General features: G+C 24.8%; 6 protein-coding genes and 1 pseudogene. 1 reads left to right on the top strand and 6 read right to left on the bottom strand.

Features of this window, described 5'->3' with window-relative positions; genetic code table 11:
• The first annotated feature begins 474 nt into the window (after positions 1–474).
• A complete protein-coding gene (locus Q1J60_RS07160; RefSeq protein ID WP_300260153.1) occupies positions 475–1,071 on the top strand; it encodes a metal-dependent hydrolase in 597 nt (198 codons plus the stop codon).
• A 339-nt stretch (positions 1,072–1,410) separates the two neighbouring features.
• On the opposite strand, the gene Q1J60_RS07155 is transcribed toward Q1J60_RS07160, so the two are convergent.
• The 6 genes and pseudogenes from Q1J60_RS07155 to Q1J60_RS07130 form a co-directional block, all read right to left on the bottom strand.
• Positions 1,411–2,622 (bottom strand): BaiN/RdsA family NAD(P)/FAD-dependent oxidoreductase, encoded by a 1,212-nt coding sequence (locus Q1J60_RS07155; protein ID WP_300260150.1) that lies wholly within the window; start codon positions 2,620–2,622, stop codon positions 1,411–1,413.
• A 490-nt stretch (positions 2,623–3,112) separates the two neighbouring features.
• Entirely contained in the window at positions 3,113–4,018 is a 906-nt protein-coding gene (locus tag Q1J60_RS07150) for a sensor histidine kinase (RefSeq protein WP_300260148.1), read from the bottom strand.
• A gap of 13 nt (positions 4,019–4,031) precedes the next feature.
• The gene (locus tag Q1J60_RS07145) at positions 4,032–4,784 is read right to left on the bottom strand and encodes an ABC transporter permease (RefSeq protein WP_300260146.1); all 753 of its coding nucleotides are present in this window, start codon (positions 4,782–4,784) and stop codon (positions 4,032–4,034) included.
• Complete coding sequence (locus Q1J60_RS07140; RefSeq protein WP_300260143.1) at positions 4,777–5,697, bottom strand: ATP-binding cassette domain-containing protein; 921 nt, start codon at positions 5,695–5,697, stop codon at positions 4,777–4,779. Before Q1J60_RS07140 ends, Q1J60_RS07145 begins: the two co-directional genes overlap by 8 nt.
• Positions 5,698–5,906: 209 nt before the next feature.
• Entirely contained in the window at positions 5,907–6,596 is a 690-nt protein-coding gene (locus Q1J60_RS07135; protein ID WP_300260140.1) for a response regulator transcription factor, read from the bottom strand.
• Positions 6,597–6,678: 82 nt separating this feature from the next.
• Positions 6,679–7,127, bottom strand: a pseudogene (locus tag Q1J60_RS07130) (dicarboxylate/amino acid:cation symporter); the annotation flags it as partial.

The following is a 7,127-nucleotide window of genomic DNA, read 5'->3' as shown; positions in this document are numbered from 1 at the left end:
TTGTTAGAATACACTTGTAATATTTCTTAAGTAAATATTTATTTTTATTAAGTAAGGAGTAATCTTTTGAAACATATAAAAAATCCTTTAAGAGATGTAATTTTAATTACGTTAATAACTCTTTTTTCTCCCTTAATACTTAAAAATAGCATTGCTTTATATATTGAACAAATAGTATCTTATTTTACATCTGTAAAAATTGTTTCAAATATTTTAAGTCCATTACTTGCTTTAATATGAATATTTTTAATTGCATATTCCATAATTGTAATTAAAAATAAATAATTATTTATTAATGATATTACTTTAAGTTAGTAAAAAACCTTACATAAAACTACCACCATAACTATTAATCCTAAAATAGAACTGTCCACTCTATTTTTAGGATTTTTAATTTTTCTTCTTTATGTGAAATGAATATTATGATAATATTTTTAATATAAACTAATGATAATTATTTTTAAAGGAGATTTTATGACAAAAGAAACACATTCAACTGGAGGCGTATGCATTTCTTTAATAATGCTAAATACAATTTTAAGCTTATTCTTATTTCCATATGATATAGCTTATAAAATTTTATTAATAGCATTATTTTTTCATTTTTCTTATATAGGCTCTTTATTTCCTGATATAGATCAAAGAAAATCTTCAATTAGTCAAATGTATCCTTTTCTTTCAAAGCATATAGGTAGTAAATGTAGACATCGTGGCTTTACTCATAGTTTACTATGCCTATCTTTACTAATATTAACTTTATATATTATTTTAAATATTAGTAACTTCAACATAATATTATTAATAATTTCAATAGGATTTATATCTGGATATATATCACACTTAATTCTAGATTTTTTAACTTCAGAAGGAATCGAACTTTTCTATCCATGGAAAGCTAATTTTAAGATAGCCAAATTTAAAACCGGATCAAAAGCTGAAAAGATAATAAATAAAATACTAAAAATATTTAACTTTATTCTTATTTTATATAACATAGCTTTAATTTCATCTGATATTTTAGGAGTAAATATATTAAATTTTATAAAAAATACTATGTTAAGTCTAAATTAACTAAATACTTAATAACAAATTAATTACTATATGATAAATATTAAATAAAATATTAAAAGGCCTATGGTTAGTATTAAAAATCTAATCATAGGCCTATCTCTAAATAATATTTAAAACCATTTATCATTGTATTTTTATAAATCAATTATAATCCTTAATATTAAGAATTTAATTTATCTTATAAAATTTTTTTAATTTAAAAACACTAAAAAATTTTAAAATTAACTAATTACACTCTTAAAATATAAAAATTTACAAACAAATTTTAAAAATTACTATATGAATATCCATATTCTTTGTAAGTTTTTACTTTAATATGATTAATTTTAATTAAAGAATTTAAAAATCACTTCCTGCTAAGTATCCAGTCGAAAATGCCATTTGAAGATTATATCCACCAGTTTCTGCATCTATATCTATAACTTCTCCTGCAAAATAAAGATTTTTTATAATCTTTGATTCCATAGTAGAGGAATTTATTTCTTTAACTTTAACTCCTCCAGAAGTTACCTGAGCTGCCTTTATAGTTAAAGTTTCTCTTACAGTAAGTTTCATCTCTTTAATATATGAAATTATTTTATTTTCATCTTCTTTTTTCAAATCACTAGCCTTAATTTCTGTTAATTCTAACATTTCAAATATCTGTTTTAAAAAGTTTTGAGGTAATGTTCCTTTTAAATTATTTAATACAGTTTTATTAGGATTACTTCTTATTATCTGTGATAATTCATCCTTAGATTTATCACTTAAAAAGTCTAAGTTTAGCTCAACCTCTCCTTGATCTAAAGCCTTAGTTATATAAGAAGATAACTTTAATATTGCAGGACCAGATACTCCAAAGTGAGTAAATATCATATCTCCAAATTTCTCATACTTTTTCTTTTTTATTTTAGCTGAAACAACCACATCTTTCATAGATATCCCTTGAAGATTTTTAACGAAGTCTTCTTTAGTAACAAGAGGAATTAAGGCTGCATGAATTGGAGTTATTGTATGCCCATATTTCTCCAATATACCATACATTTCTCCATCTGACCCTGTATTAGGAAAACTCTTTCCACCTGTAGTTATTATTATTTTATCACCTAAAATCTTTTTACCTTTCTCTGTGATTATTCCTTTTATTTCATCTTCCTCAACTATAAAGTCACATACCTTAGTATTATATAAAACTTTTACTCTGCAATCATTTAATTCATTTTTAAATATGCTTATTACTTCTTCTGCTGTATCGCTTTTAGTATATACTTTTTGATCTAATTCAACCTTATACTCTAAGCCTTTTTTACTTAAAAAGTCTAAAAGTTGATAGTTTGAAAATGTATATAATGCGCTATACATAAACTTGTTATTTGTAACTATCTTATCAAAAAACTCTTCTATTTCTCTATTATTAGTTATATTACATCTTCCGCCACCAGTAAGTCTAAGCTTTTTACCAATCTCATTATTTCTCTCTATAAGCACAACCTCATTATTAGCTGATGCTGTTAAAGATGCCATTATTCCTGCTGGACCTCCTCCAACTACTATTACCTTTTTCTTACTCATTTATTTCCTCCAATTTTATTTTGAAAATATCTCCAAAAATCTATATCTTATTCTTTATAATTCACTGAAATTAAATTCTATTTTTAATAATTTAATTTTAAAAAAATATATAAGTATTATACACTAAAAAAGGTGAGCAAAACTACATAATAATTTAACTCACCTTAATCTTTTACTTAACATCAATTACTTTATAATCTTTTAGTTCACTTAAATTATTAGTTCTATGACAATAAACAAGTTCTAAAGAATTATTTGTATCAATATCTTCAAACTTCTAATACGTACTCTCCTTCTTTTTCTGGATTTTCATAAAATCCTCCTAATATACTTTGCCCATATTTTTCTTCACCTTTTACCTCTCTTAGCTTAGAACCTTAGAATGCGCATTTTTAAAGCATATAAATAAAAAAGTTTACGAAAAACTTTAGATTTGTATTTATTAAAATAAAAAATGAATTTTTCTAACCTCTCAAAGATTTACATAACTTTAACTTTCTAAACTCCATATTATATTTATAACAAGCCTATTTCCAACCTTTTTAGCCTCTATCTTTTGTCCTTGCTTTTCTACTAATAGTTTAACTATGGCTAATCCTAAGCCAGTATTTTGTCCTGTTCTCATTCTATCCTTAGTAAAGAACTTTTCAAAGATTCTATTTACATCCTTAGACTCTAAATCTTCTGCTTTATTAGAAAACTCCATTACTATATATTTCTTTTTCTTCTTTAAGGATATTTTTACTTCCCCTTCACCATGCTTTATGATGTTTTCAATTAAGTTAGTAAATATTCTATTTAAAGCCTGTTTATCACCTGACACAGAACTTAATCCCTCTTCAATATTAATTTCTGGTTCTCCAAATTTATAATCCAAGGTTTCATAAAAAGCTGCAATAATTTCACCCAAAACCAGTTCTAAATTAACATGTTCAAATTTAATTTCATACTGATCTGCTTGTATTCTGGATAGCCCATAAAAGTTTTTTATTAAATCATTTAAAACTGCAGATCTTTTTTCTATTATTTTTAAATATTCTTTTCTTTCATCTTCATCTAATTTATCATCATTTAATAAATAAACATATCCCATTATAGAAGTTAAAGGAGTTCTTAAATCATGAGACATATTTGCAATAGCTTCTCTTAACTCAATGTCCTTCTCCTTATAAATATTCTCAATTTTTCTTTTATCATCTATTAATGTATTTATCTCTACTATTAAATTTTCGATATTTTTATTTGGAAGTGATACTCTTAATTTTCCCCCTTTGCCCTCCCTGTTTAACTTTTTTAACTCCAAGGTTAATCTATTTATTTCTTTAGTTTTTAAAATAAATATTGTTAAAAACATAATAAGGATTGTCAAAGACAATCCTATTATAAATCTTTCCAATATACCTCCTCCTTTATTTAACTTCTTGTTTTCTTATTACTAAAATTCCCAAAATTAAAAATACTACTGTATTTATTATTCCTACTATAATATTAGTTCCTATTATTTTTGTAGTTAAAACTTCATTGACTAAACTCTTTAAAGGATTAAATAATAAATAAGGATAAACTAAAGTAAAAACTCCTTTATATATGTCTGATAACATAGAAAATATAATTGGTACTCCTGAAACAATACCTAATATAACTACAACTGCCAATCCTTCCTTTTTAGTTATTATGGTAATAAAATCATATATAGCTAATGCACTAATATATATTGGAAACGCTATTAGTAATCTTAATATTACTTCTAAAAAATCTGAAAATCCATTAGGACCAACTAATCCTAAAGCATAAGAAGTTGCTATCATAGTTACTATTGCTGTTATTTCTATAATTAAAAATATAATTACCTGAACTATATACTTACTTAAATACACTTTTCCCCTTGATATACTTGAAGAAATCAAATTTTTAAGAGTATTTTCTTTATATTCTTCTAAAACTACATCTATGAACATAAGCATTATCCATGGAATAAATCCCATAAAGTTAATTGTTATAAAAACTAATGCTGAGAAGTCTGGCACCCTAGAATTTTCTAAGAAGGCATAATACATACCTATTCCAGCTAAAATTATAAGTAAATTAAATATTATACAAATTGTAATATATAAAGGTCTTCTTGCTATCTTATAAAGTTCTGCTTTTATTAAATTAAGCATTATATTCACCTCCAATTAAATCTACAAAGTAATCTTCTAAGTTAACTCCTACTCTTTCTAAAGAATAAACTTCAACTCCATTTTCTACTAGTGCTCTGTTTATTAATTGAGGTTCATCTAACTTATTATAAATCTTAATAAATCTATCAGGTAAAACTTCATATGAATTATTGTCTAAAACCTTTTCTAATATTACTGTCGCCTTTTTACAATCATCAACTTTAATAAGCAAATGATTCCTACATTTCTCATTAAGTTCATCTGCTGAAATCTCTTCTATTATTTCCCCATCCTTTAAGAATCCATAACAGTTTGCAAGTTGTGATAACTCTCCTAAAATATGACTTGATACTAATATTGTAACTCCATTTTTCTTATTTAAATTAATTAGTACTTCTCTTACTTCTTTAATTCCCATAGGATCCATTCCATTAGTAGGCTCATCTAAAATAAGCAATTCTGGTTCTCCTAAAAGTGCAAGGGCTAATCCTAATCTTTGCTTCATACCTAATGAAAACTTTTTGAACTTTTTATTTCCCACATCTCCAAGTCCAACCATTTCTAAGATTTCATCAATAGATTTTTCTCCTACTATTCCTCTTTGAATTCTATAATATTCAAGATTTTGCTTCGCTGTAAGAAAGGAATAAAATGCTGGAGTTTCTATTATATTGCCTATTCTCTTATGATCATAAAGCTTTTCCTTTTCATCAACTTTACCAAAAAGTTCTATTTCTCCTGAATCATAGTTAGCTAGGGATAAAATAATTCTTATTAAAGTTGTTTTACCAGCACCATTTTTCCCAACTAAACCATATATATCTCCTTTTTTTAGATTCATACTTAAATTATCAAGAACATTTTTCTTTCCATATTTTTTGTTTAAATTTCTTATAGAAATTATATTCCCCAAAATCTTTACCTCCTAATAAGTTTTCTCTTTATCTTTCTCTATACTTATATAATAAACCTTAAGTCTCAAAATCCCTTAAAGAAAACCTTAAGAAAGTCTTAATTTTTCTATTAACTCTTAATTAAATGTACATTTAAAATATAAACTACTATCTCTTTAAATATTTATCAAAATTAACTTATTAAGAAATTTATGAATTATCAACATAACTAATCCATTTTAAATCCTACTCCCCAAATAGTTTTTATATAATCATTTTCATTATCTAAAACATTTATCTTATTTCTAAGATTGCTTATGTGAACATTTATAGTATTATCATCACCTAAAAATTCATCTTCCCATACTGTTTCGAATAAGTTTGCCTTAGTAAAAACTTTCTTTGGGTTACAAACTAAAAGTTCTAATATTTTAAACTCTTTAGAAGTAAGTTGTATTTCCTCTCCCTTAACCTTAACTTCTCTACTTCTAGGTTCTAAAATAAGATTCTTATACTTTATTGTCTCTAAAACTTCACTACAATTTGTTATTTTACTTCTTCTTAAAAGAGCTTCAATCCTAGCTAAAACTTCATTAACATCAAAAGGTTTACTTATAAAATCATCAGCACCTAATTTTAGAACATTTACCTTATCCTCCATTGCAGTTTTTGCTGATATAACTATTATTGGAGTATTCTTTATCTTTCTAATTTCTTGTATAAATATTTCACCAGTTATACCTGGTAGCATAAGATCTAGAAGTACCATATCAAAATCAAAAAATTCTAAACACATCTTACCTTCAGATCCTGAAAATGCTTGTCTAACTTCATACCCTTCCTTTTCTAAAATTTTACTTAACAAATTATTTATATCTATATCATCTTCAACTATTAAAATACTTTCTGAATTAACCATAATTATAACTCCCCTCAAAATTAATTTATAATTTTATTTTTAAAACTTTCTATACCAAAATAATACCATAATACTACAGTTATAATGGCATCAAAGTATCCATTCCATTTTTAACTGCTGTAGCTATTAAGGCAAATACTCCATATGGTATTATTCTTAATACCATTTTAGTTATTCTTAAAACTATATCATAAGCTGATAAAATAAAATCTTTAAATGGCTTTGCTTTTTCTTTATTAGTATTATCTTCAATAACTAACGAAATTGCTATAAACATTGAAAAGATAACTATTGGTATTATTTTATTCTCTACAATAGCTGCTAAAGGATTTGATGGTAGCATATCTATAAGTACCTTAGAAAACCCTGGTATTTCTCTTGCCTTAAAATTTTCAGCCCCTATAAATCTTAAACCTTGTCCAAGATTTAAAGAACTAGCTACAATAATTCCTATAAAGGCTGCAGCTCCTGTAGTTCCTAATAAAACAGTAAATGTTTTTAATCCTATTGATTTTAATGTATCTAAATTTT

Source organism: Clostridium sp., assembly GCF_029258205.1.
GTDB lineage: Bacteria > Bacillota > Clostridia > Clostridiales > Clostridiaceae > Sarcina.
The sequence above is the reverse complement of the archived record's forward strand: the minus strand, read 5'-3'. Positions and strand labels throughout refer to the sequence as shown.